Source organism: Pseudomonas sp. SBB6, from assembly GCF_024213215.1.
In the GTDB taxonomy this organism is placed as follows: Bacteria; Pseudomonadota; Gammaproteobacteria; order Pseudomonadales; family Pseudomonadaceae; genus Aquipseudomonas; species Aquipseudomonas donghuensis.
In genome coordinates, this window is sequence record NZ_JANAVH010000012.1 from 35,298 (window position 1) to 53,215 (window position 17,918).

Annotated in this window: 22 protein-coding genes; all 22 read left to right on the top strand. The window is 57.8% G+C overall.

The features are described 5' to 3' along the window. The first annotated feature begins 201 nt into the window (after positions 1-201). The 22 genes from NLX68_RS21130 to NLX68_RS21235 all read left to right on the top strand — a co-directional run bounded on the left by NLX68_RS21130 (position 202) and on the right by NLX68_RS21235 (position 17,817). Complete coding sequence (locus tag NLX68_RS21130; RefSeq protein ID WP_254285657.1) at positions 202-429, top strand: hypothetical protein; 228 nt, start codon at positions 202-204, stop codon at positions 427-429. Beyond that, positions 426-908 carry a hypothetical protein gene (locus tag NLX68_RS21135; RefSeq protein ID WP_254285785.1) on the top strand — a complete coding sequence of 161 codons (483 nt, stop codon included), beginning with the start codon at positions 426-428 and terminating at the stop codon, positions 906-908. The genes NLX68_RS21130 and NLX68_RS21135 overlap by 4 nt, the downstream gene beginning before the upstream one ends. Then, positions 905-1,210: a hypothetical protein gene (locus NLX68_RS21140; RefSeq protein ID WP_254285658.1), complete on the top strand. Its 306-nt coding sequence runs from the start codon at positions 905-907 to the stop codon at positions 1,208-1,210. The genes NLX68_RS21135 and NLX68_RS21140 overlap by 4 nt, the downstream gene beginning before the upstream one ends. Beyond that, entirely contained in the window at positions 1,207-1,422 is a 216-nt protein-coding gene (locus NLX68_RS21145; protein ID WP_254285659.1) for a hypothetical protein, read from the top strand. The genes NLX68_RS21140 and NLX68_RS21145 overlap by 4 nt, the downstream gene beginning before the upstream one ends. Further along, complete coding sequence (locus tag NLX68_RS21150; protein WP_254285660.1) at positions 1,419-1,763, top strand: hypothetical protein; 345 nt, start codon at positions 1,419-1,421, stop codon at positions 1,761-1,763. Before NLX68_RS21145 ends, NLX68_RS21150 begins: the two co-directional genes overlap by 4 nt. 4 nt (positions 1,764-1,767) lie before the next feature. Beyond that, positions 1,768-2,055 carry a hypothetical protein gene (locus tag NLX68_RS21155; RefSeq protein WP_254285661.1) on the top strand — a complete coding sequence of 96 codons (288 nt, stop codon included), beginning with the start codon at positions 1,768-1,770 and terminating at the stop codon, positions 2,053-2,055. Continuing rightward, positions 2,048-2,275 (top strand): hypothetical protein, encoded by a 228-nt coding sequence (locus NLX68_RS21160; protein ID WP_254285662.1) that lies wholly within the window; start codon positions 2,048-2,050, stop codon positions 2,273-2,275. The genes NLX68_RS21155 and NLX68_RS21160 overlap by 8 nt, the downstream gene beginning before the upstream one ends. Further along, positions 2,272-3,162, top strand: coding sequence for a toprim domain-containing protein (locus tag NLX68_RS21165; protein WP_254285663.1), 891 nt, complete (start codon positions 2,272-2,274; stop codon positions 3,160-3,162). The genes NLX68_RS21160 and NLX68_RS21165 overlap by 4 nt, the downstream gene beginning before the upstream one ends. Next, positions 3,149-4,948 (top strand): DUF927 domain-containing protein, encoded by a 1,800-nt coding sequence (locus tag NLX68_RS21170; protein ID WP_254285664.1) that lies wholly within the window; start codon positions 3,149-3,151, stop codon positions 4,946-4,948. Before NLX68_RS21165 ends, NLX68_RS21170 begins: the two co-directional genes overlap by 14 nt. Before the next feature lie 336 nt (positions 4,949-5,284). Next, positions 5,285-5,587 carry a hypothetical protein gene (locus tag NLX68_RS21175; protein WP_254285665.1) on the top strand — a complete coding sequence of 101 codons (303 nt, stop codon included), beginning with the start codon at positions 5,285-5,287 and terminating at the stop codon, positions 5,585-5,587. Then, positions 5,584-6,183: a hypothetical protein gene (locus NLX68_RS21180; RefSeq protein ID WP_254285666.1), complete on the top strand. Its 600-nt coding sequence runs from the start codon at positions 5,584-5,586 to the stop codon at positions 6,181-6,183. Before NLX68_RS21175 ends, NLX68_RS21180 begins: the two co-directional genes overlap by 4 nt. Positions 6,184-6,186: 3 nt before the next feature. Further along, the gene (locus NLX68_RS21185) at positions 6,187-7,128 is read left to right on the top strand and encodes a hypothetical protein (protein WP_254285667.1); all 942 of its coding nucleotides are present in this window, start codon (positions 6,187-6,189) and stop codon (positions 7,126-7,128) included. A gap of 140 nt (positions 7,129-7,268) precedes the next feature. Then, positions 7,269-7,619, top strand: coding sequence for a hypothetical protein (locus NLX68_RS21190; protein WP_254285668.1), 351 nt, complete (start codon positions 7,269-7,271; stop codon positions 7,617-7,619). Next, complete coding sequence (locus tag NLX68_RS21195) at positions 7,619-8,206, top strand: tail assembly protein (protein ID WP_254285669.1); 588 nt, start codon at positions 7,619-7,621, stop codon at positions 8,204-8,206. Before NLX68_RS21190 ends, NLX68_RS21195 begins: the two co-directional genes overlap by 1 nt. A gap of 181 nt (positions 8,207-8,387) precedes the next feature. After that, the gene (locus NLX68_RS21200; protein WP_254285670.1) at positions 8,388-8,684 is read left to right on the top strand and encodes a hypothetical protein; all 297 of its coding nucleotides are present in this window, start codon (positions 8,388-8,390) and stop codon (positions 8,682-8,684) included. Positions 8,685-8,904: 220 nt separating this feature from the next. Further along, entirely contained in the window at positions 8,905-9,459 is a 555-nt protein-coding gene (locus NLX68_RS21205) for a hypothetical protein (RefSeq protein WP_254285671.1), read from the top strand. Positions 9,460-10,082: 623 nt separating this feature from the next. Then, a complete protein-coding gene (locus NLX68_RS21210; RefSeq protein ID WP_254285672.1) occupies positions 10,083-10,445 on the top strand; it encodes a hypothetical protein in 363 nt (120 codons plus the stop codon). A gap of 1,315 nt (positions 10,446-11,760) precedes the next feature. Next, on the top strand, positions 11,761-12,777 hold the full coding sequence (locus NLX68_RS21215; RefSeq protein ID WP_254285673.1) for a hypothetical protein: 1,017 nt from the start codon (positions 11,761-11,763) through the stop codon (positions 12,775-12,777). A 658-nt stretch (positions 12,778-13,435) separates the two neighbouring features. Beyond that, positions 13,436-14,638, top strand: a complete 1,203-nt coding sequence (locus NLX68_RS21220) for an ATP-binding protein (protein WP_254285674.1) — start codon at positions 13,436-13,438, stop codon at positions 14,636-14,638. Between the two features lie 77 nt (positions 14,639-14,715). Continuing rightward, on the top strand, positions 14,716-14,931 hold the full coding sequence (locus NLX68_RS21225) for a hypothetical protein (protein ID WP_254285675.1): 216 nt from the start codon (positions 14,716-14,718) through the stop codon (positions 14,929-14,931). Positions 14,932-15,433: 502 nt separating this feature from the next. Then, positions 15,434-15,955 carry a hypothetical protein gene (locus NLX68_RS21230; RefSeq protein ID WP_254285676.1) on the top strand — a complete coding sequence of 174 codons (522 nt, stop codon included), beginning with the start codon at positions 15,434-15,436 and terminating at the stop codon, positions 15,953-15,955. 1,067 nt (positions 15,956-17,022) lie between these two features. Then, positions 17,023-17,817 carry a substrate-binding domain-containing protein gene (locus NLX68_RS21235; RefSeq protein ID WP_254285677.1) on the top strand — a complete coding sequence of 265 codons (795 nt, stop codon included), beginning with the start codon at positions 17,023-17,025 and terminating at the stop codon, positions 17,815-17,817. Positions 17,818-17,918 lie beyond the last annotated feature (101 nt).

Genomic DNA, 17,918 nt, shown 5'->3' on the forward strand with positions numbered 1-17,918 from the left:
AGCAAAAGGCGCAACAGCGCCCAGATCACTACTGCCGGCGTTTTTTTTCGCCTGCAGCTCCGTGTTATGGCGGCTGTGTGCGGGCAGGCTTCGGCCTGGCCGGGTTCCTTTTGCCCCGGTATTCCTACCCCGTGCACAGCTGCCACCCAATCCCGTAGGAAGGATCGTGGCAGCTCCTCGACAGCAGAAGGAGCTCCACCCATGCACGCCCTCAATCCGTCCGCAATTTCCCCAGAACTTCAGAAAGCCTACTGCTCGCGTCTGTTGAAGACGTTGCTGCGCTATTCCTCAGCAAACGAGTTGGGCCGTATCACTGCAACGCTTGAGAGTGAAGTCAGCAAGACGCTAGCCACGCGATTCGTCCCAGGTCTGAACGATGCAAGCTATGACGTTTATCGCAGCTTTTGGCTGAAGGGTGGTGCCAAATGAGTATTCCTGCCCGCCTCCGCGCCCTTGCTCACCGCCGTATGGCCCTGAGCGCACTCCGCGCAAACTCATCCCTTTCCGTCCGCCTCGCACGCTACAACCATCACGCAGAGATTGCCCGCGCCCTTGAAGCGCAAGGTAGTGCCAGCATGACTCATGCTCTCCGCGCAGCCGGTGCCGTTCCAGGCTTTATCGAATGCAGAGTCGTGATCAACGTACCGGGCCAGGAGCCATTTCGTCTTCCAGCAATAATTGGCCGCAGCTCAGCCTCCGCCATAGCCAGCTTGCTGCATTCATATTTCCCCGACGCTTCAATCAGCATTCAAGAGCGCTGCCAGTGCTCTTTGGACGGTCTGGATGAAGCCTTGCGTGTATCGGATGATGTCAGAGCCATGCTGGTGGATTGCCAACACCAATCGCGCCCAGGTGCCGCGCTGCTAAAGCACTTCAAGATCGCGGCTCGTGTCGGGGGTGTCCAATGAGCTGCTTCCCGAATGCTGCAATCCTTGAAGGCGAGGTGCTACCTAAAGCGGTTCTCGACGCCCACGCCATGAGTTCAATGAACTTCGCCCGCGAAGAGTTCGACAAGCTGGAGCGCATCCTTTTGCCGCTGCTAGATCCGCTGCTGTGTCGGGAGGAAAACACCATTGCCTCTGACGTTGCCCGCCACCTTGAGCAGATCCGCATCTTCAGCGCCAATTTCTGCTGGAAGCACCGCCACCTGGGCGCCTCGTATGGCGTCGTAGGCAAGCGCGCCAACATGGACGGGAGGGCTACCGCATGAATCCCCCTATCCAGATGTCCGACGACACCCAGGACGACCTGCGCGACGTGCTAGGCGTGTTGGTGCTGCTGAGCATGGCCTTTGCGGTGATCGCCTCGCCGGCCACTCCTGTCATCGTCACCCGCGTCACCGCCGTGATGGCGCAGCACACCGCCATGGCCTGGGCCGAAATGCTGGACGGGGTGATCGCCGAACAAGGGGGTGATCTGTGAATGCCGTGATTAAAGCTCCCATCGTTTGTCGCGAAGATCTCACTTTCACAAGCCGGGACGATTGCGGGCGTATGGTCAACTGGCCGCGCAACAACCCTGGTGTGGCCGCTGACTGGGAAAAGGGCATCGCCTTTTTCGACAGTGAAATTGCCGAACTAGCGGCGAACGATGAAACCGCAGCATATGAGGCCATCAGGTTTGCTATTGCTGGCATGGGCGGGCGTACAACCAATCTAGAGCTGGGCTTTGCAGACGCATTGGCAAGGGCTGCCGCACTTGGCCTGCGAGTAGTACGCAACGGCGCCGAACGCTTCACGCCTAAAGACTTCGACGGGGAGTAACACCATGAAACTTCAAAATGGTGCTTCAGCGCCGACGGGATCGGCTTGCCTGAAGAAAGCCACCGAGCTGTTTTACGTTACTCATCCCAAGGCTTCTAGGGCTGTGCTCGGGCCATTCCTCAGCCAGGCCGATGCCGAATGCGGGCGCGTAGTCTTGCGTAGCGCTGACGCCATGGTGACGGCTTGCCTCGTCGATTCGCTGGAGGAACTGACCTACTGGCACACGGTGAACAATGGCCAGGTCTGCCGGGCCTTCGCTGGCGCTGATCGAGAGGGCGTGAGCCATGAGTAAGGTCACGCCTATTCGCCGCAAGGGTGCCGGTGGCCCACCCACTGCTGGCGCTCACATCGACAGCGCCAGCTATGCGCTGTTGGTGGAAACCCTGGTGGGTTTCCTGGAGCTGCGCCTTGCCGAGGGTGACGCGGGCCGTCACTGCCCTGAGCTGGAGCGCCTGACCAACCAGCTGGAACGGCTGGCCCAGCGTTTCACACCGCCGCAGGGGGCCGCATGACCGGCGCCACGATCCTTTTCCGTGAAGCGCTCCAGTCGGTCTATGGGCCGCTCGACTGGCTGCCCCTAGACGATGGCGATATTCACCGCTTCCACGTCCCCGGCGACAAGTCCGGCACCCTAAACGGCTGGTACTGCCTGTTTGCCGATGGCATCGCCTCGGGTGCGTTCGGGAGCTGGAAGACGGGCGGCACCAGTACCTGGTGTAGCCGTGAGCCGGTGGATGCCCGCGAAGCCCAGCAGGTGCGCCAGCGCATCGAGCAGGCCCGGCGTCAGCGTGAGGCCGAACGGCAACGGCGACAGCTCAAAGCGGCGAACAAGGCTCAACGCTGGTGGCGTGACGCTCGCCGCGCTGATCCTGACCACCCCTACCTGGTCGCCAAGGGTATTCGCTCCCACGGCCTGCGCCAGCGTGGTGACGACCTGCTGGTGCCGCTGTATGCGGGTGGCGTGCTGGTGAACCTGCAACGAATCGCCGCGGACGGCGACAAGCGCTTTCTGTATGGCGGGCGCATCAAGGGCGTCTATTCGCCATTGGGACGCATCACACCGGGCAAGCCTTTGTGCATCTGCGAAGGCTGGGCCACGGGTGCCACGCTTCACGAAAGCGGCTACACCGTCGCCTGCGCGATGAACGCCGGAAACCTGAAACCGGTGGCGCTGGCGCTACGGGCCGACTACCCCGGCTCAGAAATCATCGTCACCGGCGACGACGACCGCCAGACCGAAGCCGAAGGCAAGGGCAATCCGGGGCGCACCGCCGCCCATGAGGCCGCTGCCGCGTGTGGCGGCCTGGTGACCTTCCCCGAGTGGCCAGCCGATGCGCCGCTGACCCTTTCCGACTTCAACGACCTCGCCGCCTGGAGGTACCGCCATGCGCCCGCCTGAGAACAACGTCATCAACCTGCGGCCCGAGGCGCCCAAGGTCGAGCCTGATCGCCCGTGCTGGGGCGTGTATGAGCACTGGGTGACCAATGAGAAAGGCCGCAGGCTCAAGCCCGGCGTGTACTGGCACGGCTTCAAGCGCAGCGCCAGCGACGATGACGGCGACGACGACAAGGCCGACCGCCCGATCACTGACGAGTGGATATCCACGCCCGTGACTGTCGCCGCTCGCACCACCAACAGCGACGACGGCAGCGAGGGCCGGTTTCTGCGCCTGCTCACCGACAGCGGCCCCAAGGAGTGGATCATTCCCATGGAGGTGTTCGGCGGTAGCGGAGAGGACGCCAGGCGGACGCTGTTCGGCATGGGCGTCATCATCGCCCTGAAGAAGCGCGGCCAGTTCATGGAGTACCTGCTGGACCAGCGCCCCGCCGAGGTGTTCGCTACCACCTGCCGCCCCGGTTGGCATGAGTCAGGCGCCTTTGTGCTGCCTGGGCGGACCATTGGTAGCGACAAGGTGCGCTATCAGGCCAGCGCCAAGGGCCAAAACCTGTTCAGCGTGCGCGGGAGCCTGGACGGCTGGAAGGTCGAAGTGGCGGCCAAGTGCGAGGGAAACCCGGTGCTGACCCTGGCGATCGGCTGCGCCCTCGCTGGCCCGCTACTGAGCCTGGTGGGCGTGTTGGGTGGCGGTGTTCACCTGGTGGGCGATAGCTCCAGCGGCAAGTCGCTGGCTCAGTTGATCGGCTCGTCGGTATGGGGCGACCCCGGCATATTCGCCGCGTCATGGGACATGACCAAGGGTGGTCTGGAGATTGAGGCGTCGAGCCGCAACGACACCATGCTGCCCCTGGACGAGATCAAGCGGGCCGACCCCAAGCGCGTACAGGAGATGGCCTACTCGCTCGCCAACGGCCAGGGCAAGGGCACCATGACTCGCGATCGGGAAGCCCGCGGGAAACTGAGCTGGCGCCTCCTGGCGCTATCCAGCGGCGAGCGCTCCCTATCTGAGCACGCGGCCATCAGCGGTAACGCCGCCCATGCTGGTGCTGAGTTGCGCATGGTGGACGTGAACGCCGGTACCCGCACACACCGCGCCTTCGATGAATTGCACGGCCTGGAGGGCGCCGACTTCCACCGCCAGCTCACGGTGGCCGTAGGAGCGAACCATGGGCATATCGGGCCGGCCTTCGTGGAGAAGCTGCTGGCCAGCGATGACCGCCCCGGCCTGCTGGAGGACTTCGCCGGAATCCGCGCCCAGTTCGTCGAAGACAACGCCCAGGCCGGGCGGGTGGCAGATCGCTTCGCGGTGATCGCGCTGGCGGGCGAAATGGCCATTGCCTACGGCCTGCTGCCCTGGACGCCGGGCACCGCTCTGGCCGACTGCCAGTTGCTGTACGGCGAGTGGCTGAGCCGGGTGGGCAGCGGCAATGCCGAAGACCGCCAGATATTGGCGGGCATCCTCGACTTCATCGACAAACATGGCAGCAGCCGGTTTTCGGACGTGGAAGACCAAACGCCAGACGCCAAGGTGTTCAACCGTGCTGGGTATTGGGAGGTGGCCGGCACCAAGCGGCTTTACCTGTTCAACAAGTCCGCGCTGACCGAGGCAGCCCATGGGCACGGATTGGCGCGTGTAGTGAAAGCACTGGAGGGCGCTGGCGCAATCGCCAAGCACGACACCGACCGAGACAGCCGCAGGACCAAGAAATATCGCCTGCCTGCTGGTGGGTCTGCCCGCCTGTATGTGATCGACCCCGACGCCATGGACAGCGAAGGCGGTGGCCTATGACCGCCATCACCACCCAACGCCAATGCCCGAATCCACAGGAACCTAAAAACGTGGGGAACAGGGGGAACGGGGGAACAGCTAGTAAGTCCGGGGGCTGTAGCCGTTCCCCCTTATTGAAGTGTTGGGGAACAGGGGGAACACAAACATGTTTTTGAATATAAGCGCCGATGCTGTTCCTGAAGTTTGGTTATCACTGTTCCCCAGTTTTTCGGGTGGGGAACACGTACCCCCGCTGGAGGCCCCGGAAACCCTGGGCGTTCCCCGCGTTCCCCCGTTCCCCCCAATTTTTTTCACAGATACATTTGGGCGTTATGGAAATCAGGGAGAGGTGACGCCATGAGCCTCCTTGCCGACCTGCTCAATCACATGCCGCCGAACGTTGCTGGCGCTGGCAAATCATCCGTGGCGAAACACGCCCAGGACCGCCCACGCCTGGTGCTGGTTGAGCCCGCGCAATTGCCGTCCAGCCCGTACACCAACGCCGCCAATGCCACGCCCGAGTGGCGCCAGGCCCGTGACCGGTACATCAACCACGTTATGACCTGCCGGGGCTGCTATGCGCCTGGTGGTCGCCATTGCCTGACCGGTGCCGAGCTGCGCACCGCCTACGACAACACGCCCATGGAGGCCCACCCATGAAGCCCACACAGACAATGCGCCTGTGCGATATCGCCCTGAAGCCAGGGGCCAGCGCCAGCACGCAGCTCATCACCACCCGGCGCATCTGCCGCAACATCAACCGCAACCTCGATTCGGTCCGCGATGAGCAACGTGCCATGCGCCGCCAGGCAGGCAAGCTGAAAGCGTTCTTGCCGTTCACCCGCCAGGCCATTGCCGATCTGGAGCAGCAGGCTCAAGCGCACCGAGAGGACGAACGCAGCAAGGCCCTGGCCGCGCTGGCCGGGTTCGGCCAATCACTGCTGTTCGACAATGACGGGTTGGCCGGTGCCTTGGGGTTCGAGCGTATGTGCGACCTGCTGAGCGTTAACACCGTTGAGCGCGAGCAGGCCAGGCGGGAGGGCTTCACCAGCCTGGAAGACCTGGTGTTCGCCCATGCGCTGGAGGACAGCGCAGAACGCCGGGGGCAAGAGTGGAATGACGCGCCGCTGTTCAACGCGTGCCATGCGGCGATGGCGGAATTCATCAGGGAGTGCCCCAAGCATCTGCTGCCCGATCCCTTCGCACCCGGGGCACCGTTCGGGCCGAAGTTGCCACCCAAGCTGAGCGTGGTGTGAGCCATGACCACGCCAATGAAACAGGCGGATTCAGCCGCCAAGACGAAACAACGGGTTTCAGATGAGCAGCGGCACCTGGTGCTGGAGTTGCGCCGCCGTCACTCGCTGCGCGAAGTGGCCGAAGCGACCGGCCTGCCGCTGGGAACGGTGAAGACCCTGGTTTCACGCTCCGGGGCATTCCGCGACAACGAGCAGCACCGCGCCATGTTCACCCTGCCGCCGATCAGCGCCAGCACCGAGACCCTGCCGAGCGTGCCCGAGCTGCCGGCGCAGGAGGTCGTGACCGGGGACAAGGAGGTGGATGCGGTGCTCTGGCTGCGCTCGATCATCAGTACCGGCCAAACCGCTCTCATTGACCGGGCCATGGAGGGCGCCAAGAAGATCAGGACGCCGCTCGATGTGCTGGAGAAGCGGTACCGCGATTACCTGGTGGTCGCAAACCCCGGCCACCTGTTCGCTGCCATGTCGTCGTTCGGCTTCGCTGACCTCGAGGCGCTGGCCAGCCGGGCCATCGAGCAGCACCACCTACGACAGGAGGGCGCCGCCCGCTTCGGTGACGACCTGCTGGCCGACACCGTGGCGGAAACGTTCTGTATCGAGGCGCTGCGCGGGCTGGAGGCTACCGGCCAATTCGGTGACTTCGATAAGGGCCAGGTAGCCGCCAGGTTCAACGCCCACCCTGAGCTGCTGCCGCACACCCTGGCTGATTGCCTGTACGAGCTGGGCTACTGGGATCAGCTCTACCGCCTACGTCACGCCGCGGACCGGGACGCCAGCGACGGGCCGCCCGATGCAACAGCACGGGACTGGTTTGTGTTCGGCCTGCTGGCGCAGATCCGGCCCCGTGATAAGGCCGAAGCGCTGGCGGTGTTCCGCTACCTGATCGCCAGCCAGCGCAACGACATGGCGGAGTCTGAGGCAATTCTTTGCAACTTGATTGGATAGGCCGCGCCACGAAACGCAACTGCGCGAAAACGTGGCGCGACATAGAGCAACACCACCGGGCACCAGCCCATGACCAGCGCCAGTGGCGCCCATGCGAGAGAGAGATCCATGAACGATCAATACCAAGGAGAAACCGATCTATGACCACGTTCCAAGAACGATTCACAGAGGCCTGCAAGGCCACCGACTTCGCCGACAATTCGAAGGCCATCAGCGGTTACGACGTGTGGGATGTGCGCTATGTCCGGGATGGTAAGCACGTCGAAATCGACGGTCCCTTCTTCACCGAGGACGAAGCCCGAATTTCTGCTGATTTGCTCCGCGGCACATTCCGCGGCGCTAGGGCTTATTCCGTCTGCCACTGCGCGACATGGAATCCAGATCCGAAGCGGGAGCAGCTGATCCGCGACCAAGCTCGCATGTCGCGCTCTCTGCTGGCTTGCCGGCTCAATGTTCCGTCTTCCACTAACCCAGCTCAGGAGGCTGTCTAATGTCCACTTTAGCGATCAACTACACCCCAAAAACAAGAATTATCCTCGGCGGTTTCTTGGGTAAAAAATATGGCAAAGAGTACAACTTGCTTCTCGGGCGAGGCGACCCGAGGGAGGCAGTGCGGGCGTTGGACGCGAACTTCCCCGGGTTTGCCAAAGACATTGCCGATGCTCAGCTAAAGGGGCTTCGGTTCGCAGTCTTCAAGAATGGTAAGAACATCGGTGAGGACGAACTCGATCTTGGGGGAGCACGTGAACTCAAGTTTGTGCCGGTCGTCCAAGGGAGCAAGCGAGCGGGCATTCTGCAGACCATCGTCGGGATCGCCCTAATCATAGCCAGTCCGTTCACCGGAGGTGCCACGATGGCACCAGGTATCGCGCTGGCGGCTGGCGGGGTGGTGCAGATGCTCAGCCCACAGGTAAGGGGCTTGAGCACCAGCGCTGCCCCAGAGAACACCCCGAGCTACGCGTTTGGGAGTGCAAAAAACACCACAGCCAGCGGCAACCCGGTGCCTATCTGCATCGGCCATCGGCGGTGGGGCGGCGCGATCATCAGCGCCGGGATCTATGCCGAAGACAAGGTGTAGCCGACCTGGTGTAGAGTCTTCGAATCAATTCAGAGGACGAATCATGCTCAGGACCTTGCTCGCTGCTGCATCAATCACATTCCTGGCTGGTTGCTCAAGCACCCCAGTCGACCCAGGCACAGCCAAGAACGTACCAGCAAATCGGGCTCTAGCACACCAAGCCGAGGTGCAAGGTGGGGGCATGTTGGTGATTACGCGAGATAACGGCTACTGGGCGTCTGGCGGCTGCTTCGCCACGATTGTCATCGACGGCAAAAAGGCCGCGCGTATCGATACGGGGGAGGTTGCAAGATTTCATCTGCAGTCGGGCCGTCATATCGTTGGGGTTGCGGGTGACGCCGATGGCAGTGGATTGTGCGCCATGCAGGTTGGCCAGCCGCTGAAGGAAATGGCAACTGACTTGCGGGTTGGAGAGGTACAGCGGTTCAGAGTCACTGGAACCCAAAATGGGAACGACATCCGCCCGAGCTCCATGTAAAAGGCAGACAGCCGCCTTCGGGCGGCGTTTGCTTGTTCGTAGATTCTCGCGCCGTGCCTGACGTTGCTGGTTCGCACTTTGGTTCGCAACCCCAAACGCGCGAACCTGATCTACTGCAATGGGAGGTCCGGTTTTTGAGCGGAGACGTGGCGCGAGACTAGGATCATAACGTCTGTCTCGCTGCGCAAGAAAGTTTCGCAATCAACCAAGGATCACGTGAATGGACTTACGCTTTTGCCCTGATGTTCAAGGTCTACCCACGGTCGATTTCAGGCCCTACATGATTGAAACGGCTTACGACTACTATTCTATCGGGACCACAGCGGCTGATCAGCGTATGGGCTTGACCTGCGTCCTTTCCGCTCTCTCCCTTGAAATCTGCCTCAAAAGCTTTTTCGCTGTTGTCACAGCAAATCCAGGCGCGCTGAACGAAAGCTATCAGTTTGACAGAGGCCTTCTGCCAAAAGGCTCAAATGGCCATGGCTTGCTTCAGTTTGCTGAAGCGCTAGACCCTGAGATTCGCAACTACCTGTTTAATCAGCATGACTTGCAGACGCTAAGGACAAATAGCGACCTATTCACACGCAGCCGATACACATATGAGCATCAGGCTAACCAAGTTCATCACGACGACATCATCAAGCTCGCAGCGAAGACCGTGTGCAATCTGACCTACCTCTACCGTATACAGGGCTGCCAAGATCCTTTCATTATGGGTTTCGACATTGACGAGCTGTATTTTTCCGCAGTTCAAAGGTTCGTTTGTGTTCGGTGAGGCCGCCGCGGGCACCGCCCGGCAACAACTCTGGTAACCACCCAGGCGTGGTTACTGGTCATCACCGACACACTCTGCGCCAGCCTGGAACCTTGACAATTGTTAACAGGATTGAGGGTTGGCCAGCCCCTGCCAGGCACAAACATTTGCTACCTGGGCGAGGTCTCTGGCAGCGGCCCGGGGCCGTTCCCATGTCAACATTTGTCAACGTCCAGCCTGGCCCAGGCGCCGGCACGTAGGTTGGTTCTTGTCAGATCGCTGGCGCCCGGTATCCACCGAGGTATCCACGAAACGGGCGGTTCCAGCAAGGAGTGCCGGGCTTGTTTCGCGCAGCGCTTCACGCACGATCTTCACGCATGCGCAGTGCGCGAAGCCCGTCATAGTACGCACCGCTGGTACGCATTCCGGGGTGCGTACTGGGCAGGTCCGCACCCTGGGTTCGCACAGCCGTTCGCAACCACCATGGCGCGAACCTGGGCGTCCTGCCTGTTGAGAAATGTTGAGGTTGCCGGACGTTGGTTTCCACTGTGGTTTCCACGTTACAGCACGGCATCGAGTACTATCCACGCCAGCAGTTACTGCAGTCACGCGACAGTCGTTTCAAATCAGCAAGCGAGGATAGGATGAGCACTCAGGAATGTGCGGTGGTTCGCTTAACGCTTTTCAAACACGGCGCGGAGTCATTCTTGTCCGCGTTGGACGAGGCTGGTATTCCTCATGACCCCGTTCGTATGTTTTCAAGTGCTCCTCAAAACTCAGGGCTTGTCGAAGCTATTACTGCTTTGTCTGACGCGATGCCTTGGAATGCAATCGCGAAGGTTGTGGTTGCGTGGATTGAGGCGAGAAAAAGCCGAGAAGTAATCATTTATACAGAGGCGGGTGAGTCGTTCCACGCAAAGGGTTATTCGGCATCTGAAGTTCAAAAGCTACTCCGGATATCTACAAACGTTACCGTCATCGATACCAAGCCTGTTGATGAGCAATGATGGATTGCCTTGCCTGTACCTTTACCGGGCCTTTACGGAATGTGAGACGGGCATGAGACGAAAACCGTTTGACCTGGGCGCCCGCGGCCTCACGCAAGGCCGTGCCGGTAAAGCTGGTGGTCGGCGCTGTCTCACATTGCTGGGCGCTACTTTGACCACGCTTTGACGGATCACGGGCCAGGCAGATAGCCGTAGCCTCTGTGGCCGGGCGTCTGAGGTCTTCACGGTGCTGGAGGCCGTCAAAGTAAAGGCCCTGACCGTTTCAGACCCCAGACAGGCCTTAGACGGATTTTGGACAGCTTTGGACGAGTCGTCGCTGGTGTTACGCGGTGGTGCTGGCGGCATGGCGCGTAATGGCTGGGCTGCCAGTGTAGTGGTGGGCTGCTCCGGCCACACGCTCGTCCAGAATCGCCAGGGGAACTAGACCGGCACTAGACGGCAATAGACGGTGGTCGACCAGCACAGCCGCCCTGATGGGCTCAAGGGGCTTGGCCTAGGCCTATACGTGAGGGGCTGGCTCGGGCTATCCCGTCTAATGCCCAGGCCCGAATTCTGGACAGGCTCTGGACGGATCGGCGCCAGCAACAGGTGGGAGGAATTGCGCCGAGGGCCGATGCCATCGAGCATTCAACCTGGTTTGGCGCCTTCGTCAGCTTAGGGACCGTCAAAATTCAGCAGTGAATGTTTGACAGGCGCTAGACAGAAGCAGACGGGCTGTTGCTAGTGAATCGTACTCAAACCTAGGGTGGTTCTGGGCCGCTGCTGAATCTGTGGTACTGATACCCACCACCTCGTCAAATATGGGCGGCAAATTCTGGACAGGCTCTGGACGGATCGGTTGGCCGCGATGGGGTTTGGCTCCGGACCGCTTAGCGTTCAGCCGGTACCGCATGTGGCTCAAGCTGTTTGCCGTCAAGAATACGCAGAAAATGGTTGAAGGCTGGTACGTGGCTTAATCAGCGGAGTTGCGAGCTCAGCTCGTCAAACGGCGGCGAGCATACGTTGGATAGGCTCTGGATGGATCGTCGCAACGCTGATGACGCGCAAACTCGCAAAACGCGATGTCCTGCCCCGTTGTGAGCGCCATTAGTGGTTTGGACCGTACCGTCTGTTAAACGCCCAAAGGAGGTATCGACTGATGAGATGAGAAAAGAAATTTCATTTTTTGTGTAAGTCATTACCGGCGTTGAAATTTTCACGATTTGTCTTCGTGACAGACTGGGCTGGAAGGAGAGTTATAGCGAATAAGAATTTGCAGTCAAAGTGATATCAAAGCGATACTCCCCGGCCTAATTTTTCACATGGAAGTTCAGCAGTGACGATTAACATCGCTGTAGCAACTCGAGACGCGATCATTTTGGGTTGTGACAGCCTGTCGAGCGTGGTGGAAACCGCTGCATTCCCTCTTCGAAATGGCATGGGTTTTGCTAGGGATGTGCAGGGCAATGAGATGGTCGATGCAGAGGGAAGGCGACTCATTCCGGTTGGTCATGTCAGAAGCGTTGTCACCAATGTTTATGGTGGCGTTAGCAAGATGTTCTCTCTTTATGAGAATGATGGATTCTCTGTCGCAGCCGTGACTGCTGGGAAAGCTACGCTCTGCGGGCTTACCGTCGCCGAGTGGGCGAAGCGCTTTTGCTACTCAAAGCGGGGGGAGCAGTTCACTCGCGTTGAGGAGGTTGCGAATCAATTCTTGGCGTTCATTCGGATTCAATGGGAAACTGACGTTGACTTCGAGAATACTGATCCAAGTTTGCGGAATTTTCTTCCGCCGCTACAGTTCATCGTAGCAGGACACTGCCCAGATGATCACGTCGGGAGGGTGTTCAAACTGGATGTGACAGCGCCGTCTTGCATCGATACGTTCCCTGATGGAGATCAATGCGGAGCGACTTGGGCCGGGCAGTCCGACTTCGTGGAACGCCTTTTGCTAGGGGTAGATCATGGCGTCAGACATTCGGTTCAGTTGCAATTCGACAAAACGATTCAGGATGCCACGACTGAGGCGCTGACCACGATGGTTGAATCTCTTACCAAGAGTGGGGTCAACATTCCAGAAGGTTTTGAGATGGATTTTCCCGGCGTAAGCCGAGCTCCATCTTGGGAATCTGCGCAGACTGACATTCAGTTTTCGGACCTCTCTACTCAATACGCAATTGAGTTTGTGGAGCTCCTAGTCAATACGCAGTCAGGGATGCAGCGGTTTGGTAGCGGTATACCGACTGTCGGAGGGCGAACCCATATTGGTGTCCTGCGGCGCGGTGAGGGCTTCAGAATGCTCAATGAGCCAGAACTTACACACAATCATACAGGGTACTCCCATGATCTATGACGACTTGATGAACGCAGGAAGCTTACCGAGTCACGCCGGTACTCCCTCGACCCCTCAGGATCACGAGCGAAGCGGCCGCTTGGTCTCCCGTCCTCTGTACGAGCCTCAACGTCAAGAGCCTGAGCGATCCCAACCACGTAAAGTGGTATTCAGCGGTGGTGCGGTGACTTTTACCTGCGCATAACAGGAATAGCATCCTGTACGAAAAGCCCTGCGCCCCCGCGGGGCTTTTTTGTGGGTGAATTAAAAGGGGGGGGCAATCGCCGATGGAATACCGCTGGAAGTATGCCTCGTCGGTTCTGTAGGATTTTTGGCATCACCTCGGAATGGCATGGAATCGCAGCATATTGAATCCTTGACCAGCCTTGACGGAAATTATTGACCCTTCTTGACAGATTGGGCCCCTGGTGCTCGGGTAGATTAGCTGTAAGCCGCGTTGTAGAAGCGCTAGAGCTAAGCCGGGGGGCTTTGTGGGACCAACGGCCGTCAAGAGATTTGGGTGCGCTCGTCAAGGGCAACTGGTTAACGAAAAATCAACGCAGTCTCTTAAGTCGACGGAGTTTGCCACCGTCAAGTGATAGCCGACAAAAGGGCTTTGACATTTAAAGCTCAGGGTGTAAATTTAGTATTCTTTCTAAGTTTATAGCTGGAGCTAATCATGGCCGCATTTCAAAACCCTTTCAAGCCGGGCGCGGGGCACATGCCTCCCTACCTCGCAGGTCGGGAGGATGAAAAAAAGGAATTTGCGCGCCTGTTAGGTCAGAAGACCATCTTGGAGAACCTGGTGCTCACGGGCCTGCGCGGGACTGGCAAGACCGTTCTACTAGAAACTTTCAAACCCATGGCTCAGCAAGCCAAGTGGTTGTGGGTAGGTACCGACCTTTCTGAAAGCGCTAGCCTTAATGAGGGCAGTATCGCTACCCGGCTGCTCACCGATCTTTCGGTGGTGACATCAGGAGTAAAGGTTGGGGAGTTTAAAGTCTCTGAGGGGATTGGTTTCACTAGAACTGAATCCACCGTGAGTCAAACTTTAAGCTATCAGACACTTCAAAGCATATATGAGTCAACACCGGGGCTGGTGGAAGACAAAGTGAAGCGGGTGCTGGAGATCGTTTGGAGCGCTATCGCCGACCTGGGTGTGTCTGGAATAGTTTTTGCGTATGACGAGGCGCAAAACTTATCCGATCATGCGCAGAAAGATCAATTTCCACTTTCTATGCTGTTGGACGTCTTTCAGTCTATACAGCGAAAAGGGATTCCCTTTATGTTGGCACTGACGGGGTTGCCCACGCTTTTCCCAAAACTGGTTGAAGCGCGGACCTACGCTGAGCGTATGTTCCGAGTGGTGATGCTCGACAAACTAAGCGAGAGTGCCGTACAGGACGCGATTCGGATTCCACTGCAAGAATGTCCGGTTAAGCTATCTGATTCTTCAATGCAGCAGATTGGACAGCTTTCAGGAGGTTATCCGTATTTTGTTCAGTTTATCTGTAGGGAAGTGTATGACGTATTCATACAGCAGATAGATAACGGTGCGCAGGTCGGTGTTCCGGCTGATGAGATTCTGCGTAAGCTCGACAGTGACTTTTTCGTTGGACGATGGGCTAGGGCAACAGATCGGCAGCGTGAGCTGCTTGGGGTTATTGCTGAGCTTGAGCATTGTGACGGAGAGTTCTCCGTTCAAGATGTTACAGTCAAATCGAAGGAACTACTTGAGAAGCCTTTCAGTAGCAGTCACGTTAATCAAATGCTTTCGAGTTTGGCCGATTCAGGTTTGATTTATAAGAACCGTCACGGCAAGTACTCATTTGCAGTTCCGCTGCTGGGTCAGTTCATTAGGCGGCAAAAAGAGTACATGTGATTCTGAGATTTTAGACAATCCAGGTCCAGCGACCCTAAACAGGGATGCCCAGTGTACGACCGAGCGGAGACCCACCCATGAAAGAGCTAAAGCTCGTCGCTGAGGTGCTTGAGCGACTTATTCACAACCAAGACGCACTGCGGGCCTCAGTAGAGGAGCTGGCCAAGTGGGTTGGCGAGCGGGGATCGGAGGCGGTGGTGGGTAACGTCAATGGTGCGTTGACCACCATGGATGACAACATCATTGCCGTGCGGCAAAGAATCGCGGAACTGGTTGCGGCAAGCGTCGGATAGCTCTGACGCGAAGCTTCGACCTCGTTAGTTTCAGGTTTCATCACACTTATGGTTAGCGCGACCCTCATCGTGCCAAGGAGATTTCAATGGCTTCTTTACCCTCCCATGAGGCAACTGCTCGAGAGATTTTGACCATCTTTGTAGAACGGTTTGGCTGCCGAGCAGACCATGTGTTACAGCACAAAAACTTTCTTGCGGTATGGCGTACAAGGGGCCTCCATGAGGCTGATTTCAAGCCAGGTATGGAGCACGCGGCAGAGAAGGGCTGGGTCGAAATCATACGTGGCGGTGAATCTTTCAAGCTAACGGCTCTCGGCTATTCTGAGGCATAGTCAGGAGGATTACGTGCCTCAAACCGGAGATTTAACTGTCCAGCAATCGGTTAGTTCCGGGCGCGCCACAAAATGGCGAGGTTCGATTTCGTGGCGCGGCTCTTGGCAGTGAGTCGCGCACAGATGATGATGGCCACGAGCCACACAGAGCGCCAAGGAGCCACTGAGACATGAGGTCCGATGACGAGGAGTACAAGCTGTATGAGAAAATTTATCTAGCTGAGGCCGATCGGAAAGAGAAGCTGATCTCCAGATTGAATCTGCCGCTCGCGCTGATCGTCGCCCTCTTGAGCTTCCTCTCCTACCTTCTTCCCAAAGCCCCGCCGACAGAAACTACCGCGGGAATCTATTTCTGGATTCTGTACCTAGGGGCAGGGGTTTTCGTCGTCAGAGCGATGTGGCATTTCGCCTGGGCCTGGCGTGTCCGTTTCGATGACTTGGCCATACCGGTGGCAGAAAAGCTAGAAGCCCACCGAAAGACGCTCATTGATTACTACGATGGAAGCGTTGAGCAGGCCAACAGCTTCTTCATGCAGACCATGATGGATTACTACGTCATGGGAGCAACGAGAAATGCTACCAACAACGATCGACGAAGCTCCGAGCTGGACGGCTTGTCGAGGAACGTCATCTACACTGTGATCTTGTCACTGATCTCCTTCCTTCCGATTTACGTATCAACCCAACCATAGGAGCACTTCATGTCCGAGCAAAAGCCGCCACCTCCGCCGCCGCCGCCGATGAGAAACATCAAGAGTGATGTGGATCTGCCTCGACGCGTACCACCGCCGCCGCCTCCGCCTCCGAAAAAAGCGTAAGAATAAGCCCTCTCAGGAGGGCTTTTTTGTGATCGCCGCTAAGTACGGCGCTAACGGGGTGCTTTTCGATTTAGGTATATGTTTAGGTATACAGTGCCGGCTTTAGCTTGCTAGATATCCTGAATTTACTGGTCTGTAGGTGCCTGATTCGATTCCTGTCTCCGCACCAGTCAATAGATTCATGCAGTGCCAAGCAGTAGCATGACCCCCCTTAGAAGCCCGCCTAGTGCGGGCTTCTTGCTTCATGCGGTGCCATCCAGTTTCATCCAAGCGCTTGTCTTGTGAGTACCTCTGCAAGTCCCTTGGGTTAGTTCAATAATCTATGGGTACTCAGCATGCCTTTGACGGCTTTGCAGGTTAAGAATGCTGCACCACGCGAGAGGGACCATACGCACACTATCGCGAAATACATCTTGCAGAGCATGAGCGGAATGATCAACTGCATTATAGAGCTACATCGGTTGGAATATATCATGTCCGTCACTGGGCAGGCTCATTTGCATTTTTAGATGCAATGTCGATTGATACCCCAATCTTTGATGAGACTGCAAGAGAAATACTTTGTGGTCTTGCACCTTCCTTTTTTATAAGTGATAGGTATACAAAAGCTGTTGCTTTCAGAGACTACCTAAAGGTGCAGTGGCTACTGTCAAATATAAATGTCAACTATTTTGATTTTAAACCCTACTCAATGGTCAGGAAAGTTCTTTCCTAACGGTATCTAATCACATTGGAAACCGATCTACTCACCAAAGATGAGATTTGGCCGCTTCTGGCTGTGAGCTGCCGATCACCAGAGGCAGCCATCCACGACCGGTTGAATCCACAACTCATAGCTGCTATTGGCGGATAAAAATGTGAAACTTTCTTAATAACTGATTAACCATAAGCGTGCTCCTCGCCCGGTAAAGTTTCGCGCTTTTACTGTGGAGAAAGTTCCCATGCTTCGAATGCTGTCCTTTGCTGCCCTCTTGACCACTTCATTCGTCTGCTTGGCTGCTGACGTTGTGCAAGGTGGTACGCAAACGCTGACCGTTCTGAGTTCCGGCGGCATCATGGGCGCTATCCGGGAAGTGGCGCCAGCTTATGAGAAGAAATTTGGCGTGAAGCTGGAAGTTCTCGCCGCTCCTTCGATGGGGGAGACCCCGCAGGCCGTCCCGAACAGGCTCGCCCGCGGTGAGCAGGCGGATGTTATCCTGATGGTGGGTTCGGCGCTCGACAACCTGGTGGCCGGCGGTCAAGCCGATAAAACCAGCCGAGTAGATCTCGGAAAATCGTTCATTGCCATGGCCGTACGCAAAGGCGAACCGAAGCCGGATATAGGCACCATGCAGGGCTTGCGCACGGCGCTGCAGAACAGCAGCTCTGTCGCCTACTCCGACAGCGCAAGTGGCGTATATCTCTCCAAGACCCTGTTCCCTCGCATGCAGCTCGGTGACCAGTTCACGGCCAAGGCTCACATGATACCAGCCGAGCCCGTCGGCGCAGTGATCGCTCGCGGCCAAGCGCAGATCGGCTTCCAACAGCTAAGTGAGCTCAAGCCAGTAAAGGGCATCGACATCGTTGGTCTGATCCCGGCTGAAGCGCAGAAAATGACCATGTATTCGGGCGCTGTCGTCAGCAAGAGCCAGCACCATGCCGCAGCCCAGGCGCTCCTCGACTACCTGGCATCACCAGAAGCTGACGCAGCGATTAAGGACAGTGGGCTGATGCCACTGGACCATACAGAGCGCTGACTGCAAGTACCGGCACCGATACCTGGGATGTGGCAAGAAAGGCATGCATGTTCCACCCTCGTTGACAGCTACCTGCCAACCGTTACCAGTATTGTTGAAGG